This is a genomic window from Vibrio tritonius (genome assembly GCF_001547935.1).
In the GTDB taxonomy this organism is placed as follows: domain Bacteria; phylum Pseudomonadota; class Gammaproteobacteria; order Enterobacterales; family Vibrionaceae; genus Vibrio; species Vibrio tritonius.
In genome coordinates this window covers 18203-34535 of sequence record NZ_AP014635.1, presented here as the reverse complement: position 1 = coordinate 34535, position 16333 = coordinate 18203, and the positions used below count along the sequence as shown (strand labels likewise).

17 protein-coding genes are annotated in these 16333 nt (G+C 44.9%); 11 read left to right on the top strand and 6 right to left on the bottom strand.

The window, feature by feature from the left end; all coding sequences use genetic code 11:
• Positions 1 to 4 precede the first annotated feature (4 nt).
• Positions 5 to 568, top strand: a complete 564-nt coding sequence (locus tag JCM16456_RS00155; protein ID WP_068711317.1) for a DUF3157 family protein — start codon at positions 5 to 7, stop codon at positions 566 to 568.
• Here the strand turns inward: JCM16456_RS00155 and trhA are convergent.
• Positions 565 to 1209, bottom strand: a complete 645-nt coding sequence (gene trhA, locus JCM16456_RS00150) for a PAQR family membrane homeostasis protein TrhA (protein ID WP_068711315.1) — start codon at positions 1207 to 1209, stop codon at positions 565 to 567. The two genes, JCM16456_RS00155 and trhA, sit on opposite strands and share 4 nt — an antisense overlap.
• 83 nt (positions 1210 to 1292) lie before the next feature.
• Positions 1293 to 2090, bottom strand: a complete 798-nt coding sequence (locus JCM16456_RS00145; RefSeq protein WP_068711313.1) for a sporulation protein — start codon at positions 2088 to 2090, stop codon at positions 1293 to 1295.
• Between the two features lie 296 nt (positions 2091 to 2386).
• On the opposite strand from JCM16456_RS00145, the gene JCM16456_RS24025 reads away from it, so the two are divergent.
• The 4 genes from JCM16456_RS24025 (at position 2387) to JCM16456_RS00130 (ending at position 4694) form a co-directional block, all read left to right on the top strand.
• Positions 2387 to 2554: a hypothetical protein gene (locus JCM16456_RS24025; RefSeq protein WP_169795765.1), complete on the top strand. Its 168-nt coding sequence runs from the start codon at positions 2387 to 2389 to the stop codon at positions 2552 to 2554.
• 106 nt (positions 2555 to 2660) lie between these two features.
• Positions 2661 to 2927, top strand: a complete 267-nt coding sequence (locus JCM16456_RS00140) for a YihD family protein (RefSeq protein WP_068711311.1) — start codon at positions 2661 to 2663, stop codon at positions 2925 to 2927.
• 140 nt (positions 2928 to 3067) lie between these two features.
• Positions 3068 to 4054, top strand: a complete 987-nt coding sequence (locus JCM16456_RS00135; protein ID WP_068711309.1) for a serine/threonine protein kinase — start codon at positions 3068 to 3070, stop codon at positions 4052 to 4054.
• Between the two features lie 40 nt (positions 4055 to 4094).
• The gene (locus tag JCM16456_RS00130) at positions 4095 to 4694 is read left to right on the top strand and encodes a thiol:disulfide interchange protein DsbA/DsbL (protein WP_068711307.1); all 600 of its coding nucleotides are present in this window, start codon (positions 4095 to 4097) and stop codon (positions 4692 to 4694) included.
• 58 nt (positions 4695 to 4752) lie between these two features.
• On the opposite strand, the gene JCM16456_RS00125 is transcribed toward JCM16456_RS00130, so the two are convergent.
• On the bottom strand, positions 4753 to 5637 hold the full coding sequence (locus tag JCM16456_RS00125) for an acyltransferase (protein ID WP_068711305.1): 885 nt from the start codon (positions 5635 to 5637) through the stop codon (positions 4753 to 4755).
• A gap of 89 nt (positions 5638 to 5726) precedes the next feature.
• Positions 5727 to 7250, bottom strand: coding sequence for a YifB family Mg chelatase-like AAA ATPase (locus JCM16456_RS00120; RefSeq protein ID WP_068711303.1), 1524 nt, complete (start codon positions 7248 to 7250; stop codon positions 5727 to 5729).
• A 483-nt stretch (positions 7251 to 7733) separates the two neighbouring features.
• Between JCM16456_RS00120 and ilvG the strand changes: the two genes are divergently transcribed.
• From ilvG to tusA, 5 genes are all read left to right on the top strand, one after another.
• Positions 7734 to 9380, top strand: a complete 1647-nt coding sequence (gene ilvG, locus JCM16456_RS00115) for an acetolactate synthase 2 catalytic subunit (RefSeq protein ID WP_068711301.1) — start codon at positions 7734 to 7736, stop codon at positions 9378 to 9380.
• Positions 9381 to 9390: 10 nt separating this feature from the next.
• Positions 9391 to 9675, top strand: coding sequence for an acetolactate synthase 2 small subunit (gene ilvM / locus JCM16456_RS00110; RefSeq protein WP_068711299.1), 285 nt, complete (start codon positions 9391 to 9393; stop codon positions 9673 to 9675).
• 223 nt (positions 9676 to 9898) lie between these two features.
• Complete coding sequence (ilvD, locus tag JCM16456_RS00105; RefSeq protein WP_068711297.1) at positions 9899 to 11740, top strand: dihydroxy-acid dehydratase; 1842 nt, start codon at positions 9899 to 9901, stop codon at positions 11738 to 11740.
• A 4-nt stretch (positions 11741 to 11744) separates the two neighbouring features.
• Positions 11745 to 13277 (top strand): threonine ammonia-lyase, biosynthetic, encoded by a 1533-nt coding sequence (ilvA, locus tag JCM16456_RS00100; RefSeq protein WP_068711295.1) that lies wholly within the window; start codon positions 11745 to 11747, stop codon positions 13275 to 13277.
• Between the two features lie 464 nt (positions 13278 to 13741).
• On the top strand, positions 13742 to 13990 hold the full coding sequence (gene tusA, locus JCM16456_RS00095) for a sulfurtransferase TusA (RefSeq protein WP_068711293.1): 249 nt from the start codon (positions 13742 to 13744) through the stop codon (positions 13988 to 13990).
• A gap of 40 nt (positions 13991 to 14030) precedes the next feature.
• Here the strand turns inward: tusA and JCM16456_RS00090 are convergent, their stop codons facing one another.
• Positions 14031 to 14288 (bottom strand): hypothetical protein, encoded by a 258-nt coding sequence (locus JCM16456_RS00090; protein ID WP_068711291.1) that lies wholly within the window; start codon positions 14286 to 14288, stop codon positions 14031 to 14033.
• A gap of 122 nt (positions 14289 to 14410) precedes the next feature.
• Positions 14411 to 14965, bottom strand: a complete 555-nt coding sequence (locus JCM16456_RS00085; protein ID WP_068711289.1) for a TMEM165/GDT1 family protein — start codon at positions 14963 to 14965, stop codon at positions 14411 to 14413.
• Between the two features lie 438 nt (positions 14966 to 15403).
• Here JCM16456_RS00085 and glyQ point away from each other — a divergent pair, with 438 nt between their 5' ends.
• The gene (gene glyQ / locus JCM16456_RS00080) at positions 15404 to 16324 is read left to right on the top strand and encodes a glycine--tRNA ligase subunit alpha (protein ID WP_068711287.1); all 921 of its coding nucleotides are present in this window, start codon (positions 15404 to 15406) and stop codon (positions 16322 to 16324) included.
• Positions 16325 to 16333: the final 9 nt, after the last annotated feature.

Below are 16333 nucleotides of genomic sequence, written 5' to 3'. Positions count from 1 at the left end.
CAAAATGAAAACCGTTATTTCTGCTCTATTGTTGGTTTGGGCCGGTATGAGCCAAGCATCTGAATTAGTCACCTTAAAAGATGGTCGCCAAGTACAACTCAACAGCGATTTTACGTGGCAGTATATTGAGCCTCTGAAAAAAGAAACGCACACTACCGCCACCAAATCAGTGCCAGCAGTCGTGGCGGCTCCCATTGTGCAGCCGAAGATACGAGGAACAACGATTGACGTAACGAGTCACAAGCCACTTTTGCAATTAAGCGACTCAGGTGTCGATGTGGTATTGAATGCAGCCACCTACAGGAATGGTGAATTAGTGATTCCAACCGCTATCACCAACCAAAGCCGCCAGTCGGTGATTCAAGTTCAGATCCAATGGTCATTGTATGATGAGCAAGGCAACTTACTCCAAGAGGGGAACAATGCGGTATGGCAATCCATTAAACGCATGGGGGACACGTACTTGCGCCCACAAACCGCAGAGAATGGTAAAGTACTGCGCATCACAGTACCTTCCCATAACCGCTATCAGCTAAAAGCGACAATCTCAGCGGTAGAAACTCGCTAAACAGGCTGAATGTAGAAGTAAATCGCTAAGAAATGGCAGGCACACCCAGCCAACACAAAACCATGCCAAATTGCGTGGTTAAACGGAATTCGTTTAGCCACGTAAAAAATCACACCTAACGAGTAAACCACACCTCCGGCAGCAAGCAGGGTTAATCCTCCTACATCTATGTGCAACGCCAGTTGATATATCACCGCGAGCGACAACCATCCCATCACCAAATAAGTAATGAGTGACGCACGCTTAAAGCGGTAAACAAAAGCCACTTTCATGATGATCCCCATCAGAGCAATTGCCCAAATAACAATCATCAATCCAATCGCTAAAGGCGTACGTAGTCCGACCAATAAGAAAGGGGTATAACTGCCAGCAATGAGTAAATAAATCGCACAGTGATCAAAGGTTTTTAGCCAACGCTTGGCTTTGGGGTGGGGTATCGCATGATACAAGGTGGATGCAAGAAATAGGGCGATCATACTGCCGCCATAAATACTCATGCTGGTGATGGTAAGAGCATCGGCACGATGCTGTTCTGCTTTAACTAGTAACAACACTAAGCCAACAATGCCGAGGATCAAGCCTAATCCATGACTAACAGAATTGGCAATTTCTTCTTTTGAGCTGTATTTTTGGCTCGACATAGGCACCTTCATTGTGGATGTGTCTTCGAGCAGAGTATGGCACATTCAACTTACACATGTAAGCTGAATGTACTAATACTAACTTAATTTTCCATTTCATAACGTTCTAAAGCTTCCACGACAACTTGTTGAGCATCCGCATCATTACAGCCATTATGCAACGTAAGGTGATGTGTCACTTTTCCTTGACTGACTTCGTCACCCAAAAGAGTCAAACGGCCTCGTTGTGGCCTATCCACATCCAACCACATTTGAATGGCATCTTTATCACGATAGGCGAAGATATCTAATTCACGCAGAGCACCCTGATAGGGACCATAGATAGGAACCAGCTCAAACTCTTGACCAAATGGAAGAGTAAACCCATCAAGCGCTTCACATTCGACTTGGCGCAACCTTAAGCCATAAGACTCCAATGCAGAAAAAATACTATCGAGCAAATGATCTGGGCGTACCGTAACACTATGTTGGTCTTTCACAAGCGGTTGATCATGGCCTAACTCTGTATCTAACCAAACCTTGTTATCTCCAATGGTCACGGGAGTATTCCAAGGCACTTCCAAGGTAGCCTCCACCAATTGGGTTTCTCCAGGCTTAATGATGAGAGCGTTAACCAATGACCAATGAGCTAACGTGTAAGTTTCATCGACTCTTTGTCTTAATGGAACAAAATCCGACTCCGTATCGACTGCCGCTTCTGCGATATATCGACAACGCAGCTTAACATCCAGATGCTCAATTACTTGTTCATGTGCACCACCATAAATATGAAGATGAACTTGAACCTTCTGCCCCGGATACAACACTTCTTGCTGCAAAACGGCTTCGATTTTAGCAGTCCCTATTCCAAAGCTTGAGAGGGTCTTTTTAAGTAATGACATATACACCTCCTATCACTGAGTTAACTCTCATACTAACGAGAAATTGGTGCAAAACTCAACAGTGGTTAGCAAATAACCTATTTCTTTAGTCTAATATGAGCTGGTTAACTATCGACCAATGTTAGGCAAAATGGTAACCTTGTTTCGATATGTTTTCATATCAAGTCCTGAGCAATTATTTAGGATCGGCACTTGCCAAAAAGAGCCACCCTTCACCACTTCGCAGTATGAAGATCAACTCATGATTGCTTAGGTTTTTCATCGGCAATGGATGTGCCTGACAGTTAGGTAGAACAATGCGACCAACAACCGTCAGGTTTTCTCAAACCAACCGTAGCGCAATGCGTCGCCGTAATGGCTTTGCATACACTACAGTGGCTAAAAAAACCGCTCCTGCAGCGTCACTTGTCGAACGTAATGTGCACACTACATTACCGGAAACAAACGTTGTTAAGGCAGCTTAATTAAAAAGCGCAGCATCACTGCGCTTTTTTCTTGCCTCTCAATTGGTATTCCCACCACAATTTGGTACCTTTAAACCAAATCATTACAATAATTGTGGAGAAAGCCATGACATGCCATCGCGTAGAAGAATTGCTCGAACTTCTAGAGTCTGAGTGGGATAAAGAATCCGAAATGAACCTCATTCAGTTTCTGATCAAACTTGCTGGTGAAGCCGGATTTAAACAACCAATTGAAGAACTCACTGATGATGTTCTGATCTACCATCTTAAAATGCGTAACAGCGATAAAACAGAAGCCATTCCTGGTCTGAAAAAAGATTACGAAGAAGATTTTAAAACTGCAATCTTACGCGCTCGTGGCATCATAGACTGATTAAATAAATACAGTAGTCCCTTATCGGCTACTGTATTTTCTTTCTCTTATTTCTTTTCTTATCCAGTAAAACTAATTCTACATTCCTTGTCTGTCATGGTTACAATAACAGAACCATTCATCGGTCACGACGGTCTCTAATGACACAAGCCAATTTTAACTTTGATGCGCTCACTCCCGATTTCATGTGGTACGCACTGGAAAGTATCGGGGTTCGCGCCGAATCTGGGCTATTACCTTTAAACAGTTATGAAAACCGCGTTTATCAATTCACTGACGAAGAACGACATCGTTATGTGGTGAAGTTTTATCGACCAGAACGCTGGAGTGTAGACCAAATTCAAGAAGAACATGACTTTGCTTTAGAGCTAGCAGAACATGAAATTCCTCTTGCCGCTCCCATTATGATTAATGGCGAAACCTTACATCACTATCAAGGATATCGCTTTGCCCTGTTTCATAGTGTTGGCGGGCGTCAGTTTGAAGTGGATAATGAAGAACAGCTAGAATGGGTTGGTCGCTTTTTAGGACGGATTCATAAAGTAGGATCTGCACGCTCTTTTCAACATCGTCCTACCATTTCATTGGATGACTATCTCTATCAACCCAAAAAGGTTTTGGAGCATGCCGATTTTGTTCCTTTGCATTTACAAACTGCTTTTTTCAGCGATTTAGACCTACTCATTCGTACTATTGAACCGCTATGGCCTGCTAAACAACAACTCATTCGTCTGCATGGCGATTGCCATCCGGGTAATATTTTGTGGCGCGATGGCCCAATGTTTGTTGATTTGGACGATGCGAGAAACGGCCCAGCCGTGCAAGATTTATGGATGCTGCTCAATGGAGAACGCGCAGATAAATTAGTACAACTGGATATTCTACTTGAAGGTTATCAAGAGTTTTGCGATTTTAATGAACACGAATTGAAACTAATAGAGCCATTACGTGGTCTACGAATGGTGCATTATATGGCTTGGTTGGCGAAACGTTGGAATGATCCTGCTTTTCCTCTCGCTTTTCCTTGGTTCAATGACCCTAAGTATTGGGAAAGCCAAGTACTGGCATTTAAGGAACAAATCGCTGCTCTAGCCGAAACACCATTGTCGCTCACACCACAGTGGTAATACATTTTAGTCGACAAAGATAAAGATAATGGAGAACCTGATGAAAAAGCTGTTTGCACTCGTTGCAACTCTCATGTTGAGCGTATCGGCATATGCTGCTCAGTATAAGGAAGATGTGAACTACAAGGTTCTCGATCAACCTCACTCAACACAACCTAGTGTTGTAGAATTTTTCTCATTCTACTGCCCACACTGTAATGCCTTTGAACCTATCATTTCAAAACTTGATAGCCACCTTCCTGACGGTGTGAAACTCGAGAAAAACCACGTTTCTTTTATGGGCGGTAACATGGGCTTTAACATGAGCAAAGCCTTTGCGACTATGGTTGCATTGAATGTTAAAGACAAAATGATTCCTGTGATGTTTGACCGTATTCATAATCAACGTAATGCACCAAAAAATGTCGAAGAGCTACGTCAAATATTCGTTGATCATGGGGTTGATGGTAAGAAATTTGATGATGCATTTAACGGCTTCGCGGTAGATTCAATGGCTCGTCGCGGCGATAAAGACTTCCAAGCAAAAGGCTTGCAAGGTGTTCCTTCTATTGTGGTAAACAACCAATACTTAGTAGAAATGGGCAGCTTAAAATCCATTGATGAATTCTACGATCTCGTAAACTACTTGCTTAAAAAGTAAGTGGTCACAAAGTTAACCGATTAAAAAAGGGAGCCATAGGCTCCCTTTTCTTTGGATTTTAATGTGTTTTATGAATGGTTTTTAGCGTGGCGTCTTTTCCTTCCCAAACGGTGTTCAACCACTGGTTAAACTGGCGCTTATACTGCTTGTCATTAAAGTAATCGCCCGTCACTTGCTCGTCCATCGGTAGGATTTTCACCTTCACCACAATGCGCTTCATTCTTCCCATCAACATGTCGCGAAATGGTTTATCCAAGTTATCAGGATACGCCAAGGTGACATCAATGATGTTCTCAAACTGCTCTCCCATGGCCGCCAAAGTATAGGCAATACCACCGGTTTTTGGCTGCAACAAATGTTGATATGAAGAACGAGTTTGCCGGCGCTTCTCTGGGGTAAACCGAGTACCTTCAACGTAGTTCACTACCGTCGTTGGGTTGTATTTAAACTTGCTGCACGAGCGACGCGTGGTCTCTAAATCTTGGCCGCGTTTTTCAGGATGACGCAACAAATACTCTCGAGAATAACGACGCATAAAGGGCATATCCAAAGCCCAACACGCCATTCCAACAAAGGGAACGTACAACAATTGTTGTTTTAGAAAAAATTTAGGCATTGGTATGCGATCTTTAAACACACTGCAAAGCACAACAATATCTGTCCAGCTCAGGTGGTTACTGATCATCAAATACCAGCCATCTTTTTTTAGCTCATCTAACCCCTCAATCTCCCACTCGACACGGTTAGAAAGCGCAAGTATGCCAGTATTGACGGTTGCCCATAGCCACATCGATTTATCTGCGGCTCGAGTTGCCCAGATTTTCATTTTTGCGGTTGGCAAGAATAACTTGATGATCGCAATCAGGCAGATAATTAACGAGTTAACTGCCGTGTTAAGCAACACCAATAACACATTGATAACTAAAAGAGGGTAAGCCAGCATAATACAACTACAAGGAGCGAACAAAAAAACAGCGTGTAATTATACTAGCTTAATCCTTTTATGAAATGTTTCTTTCGATGGTCAGACAACTAGATTGACTGTGCGGTTAACTGCTTCAACAACCTATCCATTGCTCGGTAACCAAGTGCTTCAGCCAGATGTACTCGTTGAATTCGATCCTCGCCCTGCAAATCGGCAATCGTGCGCGCCACCTTGATAATGCGATGATAAGCCCGAATAGAGAGTCCCAGCCGATGTAACGCGCTTTCTAAAAATTCCGCATCGGCTTTTTCTAGCTGGCAATAGCGTTCAATCTCTCGACTTTGCAGTAGCGCATTGACCTTACCCGAACGCTCGAGCATCACCTCGCGAGCCTCAAGCACTCTCTGTCGAACTTCTTGAGTAGATTCACCGCGGTCACCACCATTGGCCAATGTACCTTTGGGAAGCGCCGGTATCTCAATCGACATATCAAAGCGATCCAGTAATGGACCAGATAAACGACTCAAGTAGCGCAGAATCACCTGCGGATTAGCTCGTGCCTGATTGCCCTCATAATAGCCTGTAGGACTAGGATTGAGTGCACCCACTAGCTGAAAACGAGCTGGAAACCGTGTTTTACCCTGCGCTCGTGAAATGATGATTTCTCCTGACTCAAGCGGCTCACGCAGTGAATCGAGCACCTTACGCTCAAACTCTGGCATTTCATCTAAAAAGAGCAATCCATTGTGCGCGAGAGAAATCTCTCCGGGCCTGGGGATGGTTCCTCCCCCAACCAAAGCAGCCATGGAACTTGAATGATGGGGAGCACGAAACGGTCTCTGCTTCCAGTTATGTTGATTGATCTCTTGCTGAGTAAGGGATGCAACTGACGCAGTTTCCATCGCTTCATCATCACTCATTTGTGGTAACAGATCGCAAAGGCGCGAAGCCAACATGGTTTTCCCTGTGCCAGGAGGCCCCAGAAAAAGCAAATTATGATTACCTGCTGCAGCAATTTCCAAAGCTCGCTTGCCTTGTTGCTGACCAATAATATCTTGCAAGTCTCGCGTTGAGTCGGATGCTGTTATCGGCGTATTGGTTTGAAACAACGATAAGTTTTTCTGTCCGCATAACTGCGCGCACACATCTAAAAGAGTTTGCGCCGACTTATGGGTATCCTTACCAACTAACGCGGCTTGATCGCCATTTTCATCTGGAACAATTAAACAGCGCTTCTCGCGGTTAGCCGCTAGAGCAGCAGGCAACACGCCCTTCACTGGACGTAAATCGCCCGACAGTGCTAGCTCCCCTAAAAACTCATAGCCATCTAAATGAGTTGCCGGAATTTGTTCTGCCGCAGCCAAAATCCCTAATGCAATTGGCAGATCAAAACGACCTCCCTCTTTAGGAAGATCCGCAGGTGCCAAATTGACCGTGATTCTTTTGGCGGGAAACTCAAAATTGGAGTTAACAATGGCACTGCGCACTCGATCACGCGACTCTTTTACTGTGGTTTCCGGAAGCCCCACAAGGGTAAACCCAGGCATACCATTGCTGATATGCACTTCCACAGTAACAGAAGGGGCTTCTACCCCAACACTTGCTCGACTGTGGATAATCGCCAGTCCCATAAACACATTACCTATTGATTAAAAAGCATTCAGCGAATAGATACGTCATTATTCATATCGCCACTTATAGTTATATACCCAAAGGAGACGATAAATTAATATGAAAAAAGAATGAGTTTTTGCTTGTCAGATAACAGAACAATGTGATACCACTATGGCTACAGGATATTTCTTAACAACATCACAGCAATTTAAGAAAAAAACAGAATGATTTTTAACGCACACAACCTCTCTATTATTAGCCTTATTCTCGTGGTCATTATTGGCACCGCGCGGGGGCTTGTGGGCGCTAGATAAACCACCAAATTTTAAAACCCCCGCACTGAAAAGTCCGGGGGTTTTTTTACAACTAAATACAGACATAAAATAGCCAATCTGACCAATACTTGGTCAGAAAGAATCGGAAGAATGGGAGTGGCACATGAAGTGCAAACACAACACAACAAAACACTACACGCCGCAGTGTAGTAATGGGGAGGCACGATGACCGGAGCACAATTAGTCGTTGCAGCCCTAAAGCAACAGGGGATTCAAACCGTTTTTGGATACCCCGGCGGTGCCATCATGCCAATCTATGATGCGCTGTACGATGGTGGTGTAGAACACGTTCTATGTCGTCATGAGCAGGGAGCTGCAATGGCGGCTATAGGTATGGCAAGGGCCACACAGAAAGTGGCGGTTTGCATGGCAACCTCAGGACCAGGCGCGACCAACTTAGTCACAGGTTTAGCCGATGCATTTCTTGATTCCGTTCCTCTCGTCGCCATCACCGGTCAAGTCGCCAGCTCCCACATTGGTACCGACGCTTTTCAAGAAATGGACGTTATCGGTATGTCCCTTTCCTGTACCAAACACAGTTACCTTGTTACCGATATTAATGAACTCGCTCCCACTCTTGCAGAAGCTTTTGAAGTTGCTCAGGCCGGCCGACCAGGTCCTGTTATCGTTGATATCGCTAAAGATGTCCAATTAGCTCAATCCCCTGCCGAACATATTCCAGCATTTACACCACCAGCTACCCCTGTAGTCGATGATCTGCAACTTGCACAAGCTCAAGAGATGTTAGGCAAAAGCCAGCGTCCGGTTCTTTATGTAGGTGGCGGCGTACAATTGGCTCATGCAACTGACACCGTTCGTCAGTTTCTTACGGCCAATCCAATGCCATCAGTGAGCACTTTAAAAGGGCTAGGCACCATTGATCGTCATAATCCTAATTACTTAGGTATGCTGGGTATGCACGGAACTAAAGCAGCAAACTTGGTGGTACAGGAGAGTGACCTGTTAATCGTAGTAGGGGCACGTTTTGACGACCGAGTGACAGGCAAATTAGATACCTTTGCGCCTGAAGCCAAAGTCATTCATCTGGATATTGATGCGGCTGAATTCAATAAACTTCGTCACGCTAATGCGGCCTTACGTGGCGACATTAACCTGATTCTTCCCCAACTAGAATTAACTCATGACATCGCCTCTTGGTTGCAACACTGCTCAGAATTGCGTCAAGAACACCAATGGCGTTACGACCACCCAGGTGATGCTATTTATGCCCCACTGCTACTAAAACAGCTATCCGATATGATGCCGGATTCTGCCATGGTATCGACCGATGTGGGCCAACACCAAATGTGGTCAGCACAGCATATTCAACCTCGTGAACCGCAAAACTTTATCTCTTCTGCAGGTCTAGGCACCATGGGCTTTGGGTTACCGGCGGCAATGGGAGCTGCTGTAGCACGTCCTGAAGATCAATCTATCCTTATCTCAGGTGATGGCTCTTTTATGATGAACGTACAAGAGCTAGGCACCTTAAAACGTCGTCAAATCCCAGTAAAAATGGTACTGCTTAACAACCAACGTTTGGGCATGGTACGCCAGTGGCAATCACTGTTCTTTGATGGACGCCATAGCGAAACCATTCTTGATGACAACCCTGATTTCGTGATGCTAGCGAAAGCCTTCAACATTCCAGGTAAAACCATTACCAAGAAAGAAGAAGTTGAGCCAGCGCTAAAAGAGATGCTAGCAAGTAAAACTGCGTATCTACTGCACGTAGAAATTGACGAAGAAGAAAACGTATGGCCGCTTGTTCCACCAGGTGCATCAAATAGCGACATGTTGGAAAACACGTAGGAGAAAGAAAATGCAAAGATATCTTATCGACATAAAAGCGGATGACAAACCCGTATTACTAGAGCGTGTTCTTCGTGTCGTACGCCACCGCGGTTTCATTATTCGTCAAGTCGCTGGCACTCAGAACCATGAAAGCAAAATCGCCAGTGTAGAGATCATTGTTGATAGCGACAGACCGATTACTACACTCACTAACCAAATTGAAAAATTGTGGGATGTGCGTACTGTTGAGGTCACTAAGATCAAAATAGATGAACTACCCAACAACAACTTACAGCAAAAAATTTGTGCATAATGGAGTGCCTATTATTCATGCCTGATTTTGGGTCAATACCCCATCAGGTGTGAACTTATATTGAGGATTTTCGTTCGTCCGCAATATCGCAGGAACTCAGTTCACTCGCATTAAAAGCGAGCACTCAAAGCACAGGCAAACACGAAAGTTCAACCACAGACAAGCCAATCAAAACATAGAACTGCCTTGGTTGAACCACATAAAATTAACAAGGAACAAAGCAATGCCTAAATATCGTTCGGCAACAACAACTCACGGAAGAAACATGGCAGGTGCACGTGCACTTTGGCGTGCAACGGGTGTAAAAGAAGGTGATTTTGGTAAGCCAATCATCGCTGTGGTTAACTCTTTCACTCAATTTGTACCAGGCCACGTTCACCTTAAAGACCTTGGTCAAATGGTCGCGCGCGAAATCGAAGCTGCTGGTGGTATCGCTAAAGAATTCAACACCATTGCTGTAGATGACGGTATCGCAATGGGTCATGGCGGCATGCTGTATTCCCTGCCTTCTCGTGAATTGATTGCCGACTCAGTAGAATACATGGTGAATGCGCACTGCGCGGATGCCATGGTGTGTATTTCTAACTGTGACAAAATCACCCCGGGAATGCTGATGGCGTCAATGCGCTTGAACATCCCAGTAATTTTCGTTTCTGGCGGTCCGATGGAAGCAGGCAAAACCAAGCTTTCTGATCAGATCATCAAACTCGACCTTATTGACGCGATGAAGCAAGGCGCCGATCCAACCGTAACCGATGAGCAAGTAGAACAAGTAGAACGTTCCGCTTGTCCAACTTGTGGTTCATGTTCTGGTATGTTTACCGCAAACTCAATGAACTGTCTTACTGAAGCTCTTGGTCTATCTCAACCAGGTAACGGTTCATTGGTTGCGACTCACGCCGACCGCAAAGAGCTATTTTTAAGTGCCGGTCGTCGCATTGTTGAATTAACCAAACGCTACTACGAACAAGATGACGAAACTGCTTTACCTCGTAGCATTGCCTCTAAAGATGCGTTTGAAAACGCGATGGCGCTTGATATCGCTATGGGTGGCTCAACCAACACGGTTCTTCACTTACTCGCAGCAGCCCAAGAAGGTGACGTAGACTTTGATATGGTGGATATTGATCGCCTATCTCGCCAAGTGCCTCACCTATGTAAAGTGGCACCATCGACTCAGAAATATCACATGGAAGACGTGCACCGCGCTGGTGGCGTAATGGGTATTCTAGGTGAGCTACAACGTGCAGGCCTATTGCATGATGAGACTCGAACCGTGCTAGGTGTATCAATGAAAGAGCAGCTTGCTCAATACGATGTAATGCAAACCAGCACTCAAGCAGTGAAAGACTTCTACCGTGCAGGTCCTGCGGGCATCCGTACTACTGAAGCCTTCTCGCAAGATTGCCGTTGGGACACACTAGACGATGACCGTGCCGACGGTTGTATTCGTACCAAAGAGAAGGCCTTTAGCCAAGACGGTGGCCTTGCGGTTCTTAAAGGTAATATCGCACTGGATGGCTGTATTGTTAAAACAGCAGGTGTTGATGAAAGCATTCTGAAATTCACAGGCCCTGCTATCGTGTTTGAAAGCCAAGAAGACGCGGTTGATGGCATTCTTGGTGGCAAAGTAAAAGCAGGTCACGTTGTGGTGATTCGCTACGAAGGCCCTAAAGGTGGTCCAGGAATGCAAGAAATGCTTTACCCAACCACTTACCTAAAATCAATGGGACTTGGTAAAGAGTGTGCACTACTTACTGATGGTCGTTTCTCTGGTGGTACTTCTGGTCTTTCTATCGGTCACGCATCACCTGAAGCAGCCAATGGCGGCATCATCGGTCTAGTGAAAACAGGCGATACCATCGCTATCGACATTCCAAACCGCACCATAGATCTCCAAGTCACTGAAGACGAACTGGAGCAACGCCGCATCGAACAAGACAAACTTGGTTGGAAACCTGTTTCTCGCCAACGTGAAGTTTCATTCGCACTTAAAGCGTACGCCAGCATGGCAACCAGTGCTGACAAAGGAGCCGTGCGCGATAAATCCAAATTAGAGGACTAAGTGCATGACCGAATCCAAACCAACTGGCGCAGAGTATCTGCGCCAAATCATCAAAGCACCTGTTTACGATGTTGCCCATGTGTCTCCTCTGCAAGAGATGACTCGCCTTTCCGAACGCATTGGCAACCAAGTACAAATTAAACGAGAAGACCGCCAACCGGTTCACTCATTTAAATTGCGCGGTGCTTACAATATGGTTTCGAGCCTAACCGAAGACCAAAAAGCAGCAGGCGTTATTGCCGCCTCCGCAGGCAACCATGCCCAAGGTATGGCCCTTTCGGGATCCAAATTAGGCATTCGTACTACCATCGTTATGCCGAAAACCACCCCCGACATTAAAGTGTCAGCGGTAAAAGGCTTTGGCGGTAATGTTGTGCTGTTTGGTAATAACTTTGATGAAGCCAAAGGTGAAGCTGAACGCCTTGCTGCTGAAAATGGTTATACGTTTGTTCCACCTTTCGATCACCCATTAGTGATTGCAGGGCAAGGCACCATTGGCTTAGAAATACTGCAACAAAACAGCAACTTGGATTACATCTTCGTTCCTGTCGGCGGCGGTGGTTTGGCGGCGGGTATCGCGGTATTGGTCAAACAACTGATGCCAGAAGTAAAAGTAATCGCTGTCGAACCAGAAGACTCAGCCTGTTTGAAAGCAGCTCTTGATGCGGGCAAACCGGTCGTTTTAGATCAAGTTAGCATGTTCGCCGATGGTGTGGCGGTGAAACGAATTGGAGACGAAACGTTCCGTCTTTGCCAAAAATACCTCGATGGTCACGTGTGTGTCTCTAGTGATGAAATCTGCGCAGCCGTCAAAGATATTTTCGAAGATACTCGCGCGATTGCAGAACCATCCGGTGCCCTTGCTCTTGCTGGTTTGAAAAAATACGCAGAACAAAACGAGCTATCTGATAAGAAACTTGCCACCGTTCTATCCGGTGCGAATACCAACTTCCACGGCTTACGTTATGTATCTGAACGCTGTGAATTAGGTGAAAAACGTGAAGGTCTTTTGGCTGTCACCATTCCAGAACGTAAAGGGGCTTTCTTCGAATTTTGCCAAATTATTGGTGAACGTGCCGTCACGGAATTCAACTACCGTTATGGCAATGACCAATTGGCAAATATCTTCGTTGGGGTTCGTCTCGCGGGCGGTCAAGAAGAGCTGAAAAGCATCATTGCTGATCTGCATAATGCGGGTTATCCAGTCCAAGACCTTTCTGATGATGAAATGGCCAAGCTGCACATTCGTTATATGATCGGTGGCAAACCGTCTAAACCACTACAAGAACGTCTTTATAGCTTCGAGTTTCCTGAATACCCAGGCGCATTATTGAAGTTCTTGAGTACGTTAGGGACGCATTGGAATATCAGCCTGTTCAACTATCGCAATCACGGAGCTGACTATGGTCGCGTTCTGTGTGGATTTGAGTTATCTAACGATGATCTCGCTCGTTTTTCAGAGCATCTCGTTGAGTTGAGCTACCAATACAAAGACGAAACCGACAACCCGTCTTATCGTTTCTTCTTAGCCAAGTAACTCGTTTTTACTGATGTGAAAACCACCGTATATCGGTGGTTTTTTTATAAAAAAATCCCGCCTTTCGACGGGGAAGCCCAAGAAAAATCGGGATAGTAATGCTTATTGGAGTCGTTATGGAAGTAATGGTTACTGTGACTGATTATCTTCTGGTGATGACACTAGTGGCTTCTTTTTCTTCAGATTCATATCAGCCCACAACGCACCTCCTGCCGCGACAAGTCCAACCAAAGGCATCAGAGAGTGGTTATTAGGCGATCCCATAAAAAAAGAACATATCGAAATAAAGCACAACACAGCATAGATAGTAATTCTGTCGAGTGATGTCATTTTTCGGCCACACATTGTTACAAACTTGTTAATTAAATTATAACAAAAAAGTAACTTTGCCAAGGTTGTGTTGAATATTTTTTCTTCACTAGTATTATCTACGCCCAAACGCGACTGCTAATTTGAGTTTACCCATGAATTTTAATCCTGAAGAAGCCACTGTGACATTAGAAGCAGAGGGGCTACGTTGTCCTGAACCAGTAATGATGGTGAGAAAGACCATACGCAATATGCAAGACGGCGATATTTTGCTGATAAAAGCAGATGATCCGTCCACTGCTCGTGACATCCCAAGCTTTTGCCGCTTTATGGATCATCAACTTATCGAAGCACAAACGGATGCAGTGCCTTATCTATATGTTATTAGGAAAGGTTTAGCGTAGTTGCTAATCGAAAAAGAGGCTGCCATTGGCAGCCTCTTTATTATTCGTCTTTTATTGAATGAAGCTCAGATTGGAGTTTATGTACCTCGCGATGCAAGGTTCGTAACTCCTCCCGTAACGGCATGATATAAATCACGCGAATCCACGCCTCTAGCGTTAACCCAGTAAGAATAAACGCCCCGACAACCATGGGTAACCACATATCCGTTAACGCCATACCCAAGAAAGTTAACAAAAGACCAAAGGTAAACAAATAACTTTGGCTCTTAGCACTCATACCCGTATAACGTGTCAACATAGTCAGCCCTCTTTCGATAACCGCCTTAACTGTTTAAACAGTAGCATGAGCGTTATTTATTGGGTATGCCCGCCATCACTCTTAATCAATTTCTGTGACAGACTGTGATCTACGACTTTCTGTTAGTAAAACACAGAGCCTACAGCCAAACCAATAAATAGCAGAGCAGTAACTTTGCGAATCAGCGCTAAAGGCATTTTGTCCGCAGAAAGTTTACCAATTAATACCACTGGCACATTCGCTAACAGCATACCAATGGTGCTACCAACAACGACCCATTCTAACTGAGACGCATAGTTTGCCCCAAGAATGGACGTTGCGATCTGGGTTTTGTCCCCAATCTCAGCAATAAAGAAAGCGATAAAGCTCGCAACAAATGGGCCATGATTCAAGATAGTTTCATCGTCATCGATTTTATCAGGAATCAAAATCCATCCAGCCATTGCCAAAAAACTCGCAGCAACGACCCATTTCAGGATTTCTGGAGTGATATAGTCTGCTACCACCACCCCAAGCCACGCAGCTAAAGCATGGTTTGCAACGGTTGCCGCCAAAATGGCCAATATGATTGGCACAGGCTTACGGTAACGACTGACTAACAAAAGAGAAAGAAGCTGCGTTCGATCGCCAATTTCGGCCAACGCAACAGTACTAATAGAAACAGCTAAAACGCTCACGACATGCTCATTGGGGCAGGGAATTATTATTTTAAAACCATAGACAAACGTCACTCCCCACCCCGGTTTGTGATGTTTGTCTAAGGTCTTGCTAAACTCAGCGAAGTGCTGAGTCTCGAGCGCCACTCTGCATACTTAAATGGGTTAAATAGCGGCAGAGATTATGTTGACGAACGAACCAAACACAAGCCGTGTTCAATAAGCTACTCCCCAAAGACGGGCCGAATCATAGCGACCAAAAATATAAAGCACAAGCTTAAATCCCTAGAGGTGCGGTATTTCGAGGAAAAACCCTGTATTAATAAGGGAAAAATTCATTAAACGAAATTAACGCCCAATAATTAAACAAGATTTCCTCTACTTTGTCGGTTAAGAACTAGGTATACTTGGTGGCAATTTTTTATCACTTTAGACAGAAAGAATCGCGCGAACCTGACTATGCAAAAATACGATATCAAAACCTTTCAGGGTATGATCCTCGCGCTGCAGGATTATTGGGCCCAACAAGGCTGCACCATTGTTCAACCATTAGACATGGAAGTAGGTGCAGGTACTTCTCACCCAATGACATGCTTGCGTGCTCTTGGTCCAGAGCCAATGGCAACGGCTTACGTTCAACCATCTCGTCGTCCAACTGACGGTCGTTATGGCGAAAACCCGAACCGCCTACAGCACTACTACCAATTCCAAGTAGTGATCAAACCATCTCCAGACAACATTCAAGAGCTATATCTAGGTTCTCTTAAAGTTCTGGGTATTGATCCTCAAGTTCACGACATTCGTTTCGTGGAAGATAACTGGGAAAACCCAACTCTAGGCGCATGGGGTCTAGGCTGGGAAGTATGGCTAAACGGTATGGAAGTAACTCAGTTTACTTACTTCCAACAAGTTGGTGGCTTAGAGTGTAAACCAGTAACTGGTGAGATCACTTACGGTATTGAACGTCTAGCAATGTACATTCAGGGCGTTGATTCTGTATATGATCTAGTGTGGACTGATGGTCCTCTAGGCAAAGTGACTTACGGTGACATCTACCACCAAAACGAAGTTGAGCAATCAACATACAACTTCGAACACGCTGATGTGGATTTCCTCTTCACTTACTTCGATCAGTGTGAGAAAGAATGTAAACACCTTCTTTCACTAGAAAAACCACTTCCTCTTCCTGCTTATGAACGCATTCTGAAAGCAGCGCACTCGTTCAACCTACTGGATGCGCGTAAAGCGATCTCGGTAACTGAACGTCAACGCTACATTCTGCGCATTCGTGACTTAACTAAGTCAGTAGCAGAAGCTTATTACGCATCTCGTGAAGCTCTAGGTTTCCCTATGTGTAATAAATCAGACGACAAAGCATAAGGGGAAGAA

Bases quoted from the DNA above. Each gene is read 5' to 3' on its own strand.
- JCM16456_RS00130 (WP_068711307.1), top strand. From the start codon at position 4,095: ATGAAAAAGCTGTTTGCACTCGTTGCAACTCTCATGTTGAGCGTATCG.
- JCM16456_RS00120 (WP_068711303.1), bottom strand. From the start codon at position 7,250: ATGGGACTGGCGATTATCCACAGTCGAGCAAGTGTTGGGGTAGAAGCC.
- JCM16456_RS00155 (WP_068711317.1), top strand. From the start codon at position 5: ATGAAAACCGTTATTTCTGCTCTATTGTTGGTTTGGGCCGGTATGAGC.
- tusA (WP_068711293.1), top strand. From the start codon at position 13,742: ATGAATTTTAATCCTGAAGAAGCCACTGTGACATTAGAAGCAGAGGGG.
- JCM16456_RS00140 (WP_068711311.1), top strand. From the start codon at position 2,661: ATGACATGCCATCGCGTAGAAGAATTGCTCGAACTTCTAGAGTCTGAG.
- JCM16456_RS00145 (WP_068711313.1), bottom strand. From the start codon at position 2,090: ATGTCATTACTTAAAAAGACCCTCTCAAGCTTTGGAATAGGGACTGCT.
- ilvM (WP_068711299.1), top strand. From the start codon at position 9,391: ATGCAAAGATATCTTATCGACATAAAAGCGGATGACAAACCCGTATTA.
- JCM16456_RS24025 (WP_169795765.1), top strand. From the start codon at position 2,387: ATGCGACCAACAACCGTCAGGTTTTCTCAAACCAACCGTAGCGCAATG.
- JCM16456_RS00125 (WP_068711305.1), bottom strand. From the start codon at position 5,637: ATGCTGGCTTACCCTCTTTTAGTTATCAATGTGTTATTGGTGTTGCTT.
- glyQ (WP_068711287.1), top strand. From the start codon at position 15,404: ATGCAAAAATACGATATCAAAACCTTTCAGGGTATGATCCTCGCGCTG.
- ilvG (WP_068711301.1), top strand. From the start codon at position 7,734: ATGACCGGAGCACAATTAGTCGTTGCAGCCCTAAAGCAACAGGGGATT.
- trhA (WP_068711315.1), bottom strand. From the start codon at position 1,209: ATGTCGAGCCAAAAATACAGCTCAAAAGAAGAAATTGCCAATTCTGTT.
- ilvD (WP_068711297.1), top strand. From the start codon at position 9,899: ATGCCTAAATATCGTTCGGCAACAACAACTCACGGAAGAAACATGGCA.
- ilvA (WP_068711295.1), top strand. From the start codon at position 11,745: ATGACCGAATCCAAACCAACTGGCGCAGAGTATCTGCGCCAAATCATC.
- JCM16456_RS00090 (WP_068711291.1), bottom strand. From the start codon at position 14,288: ATGTTGACACGTTATACGGGTATGAGTGCTAAGAGCCAAAGTTATTTG.
- JCM16456_RS00135 (WP_068711309.1), top strand. From the start codon at position 3,068: ATGACACAAGCCAATTTTAACTTTGATGCGCTCACTCCCGATTTCATG.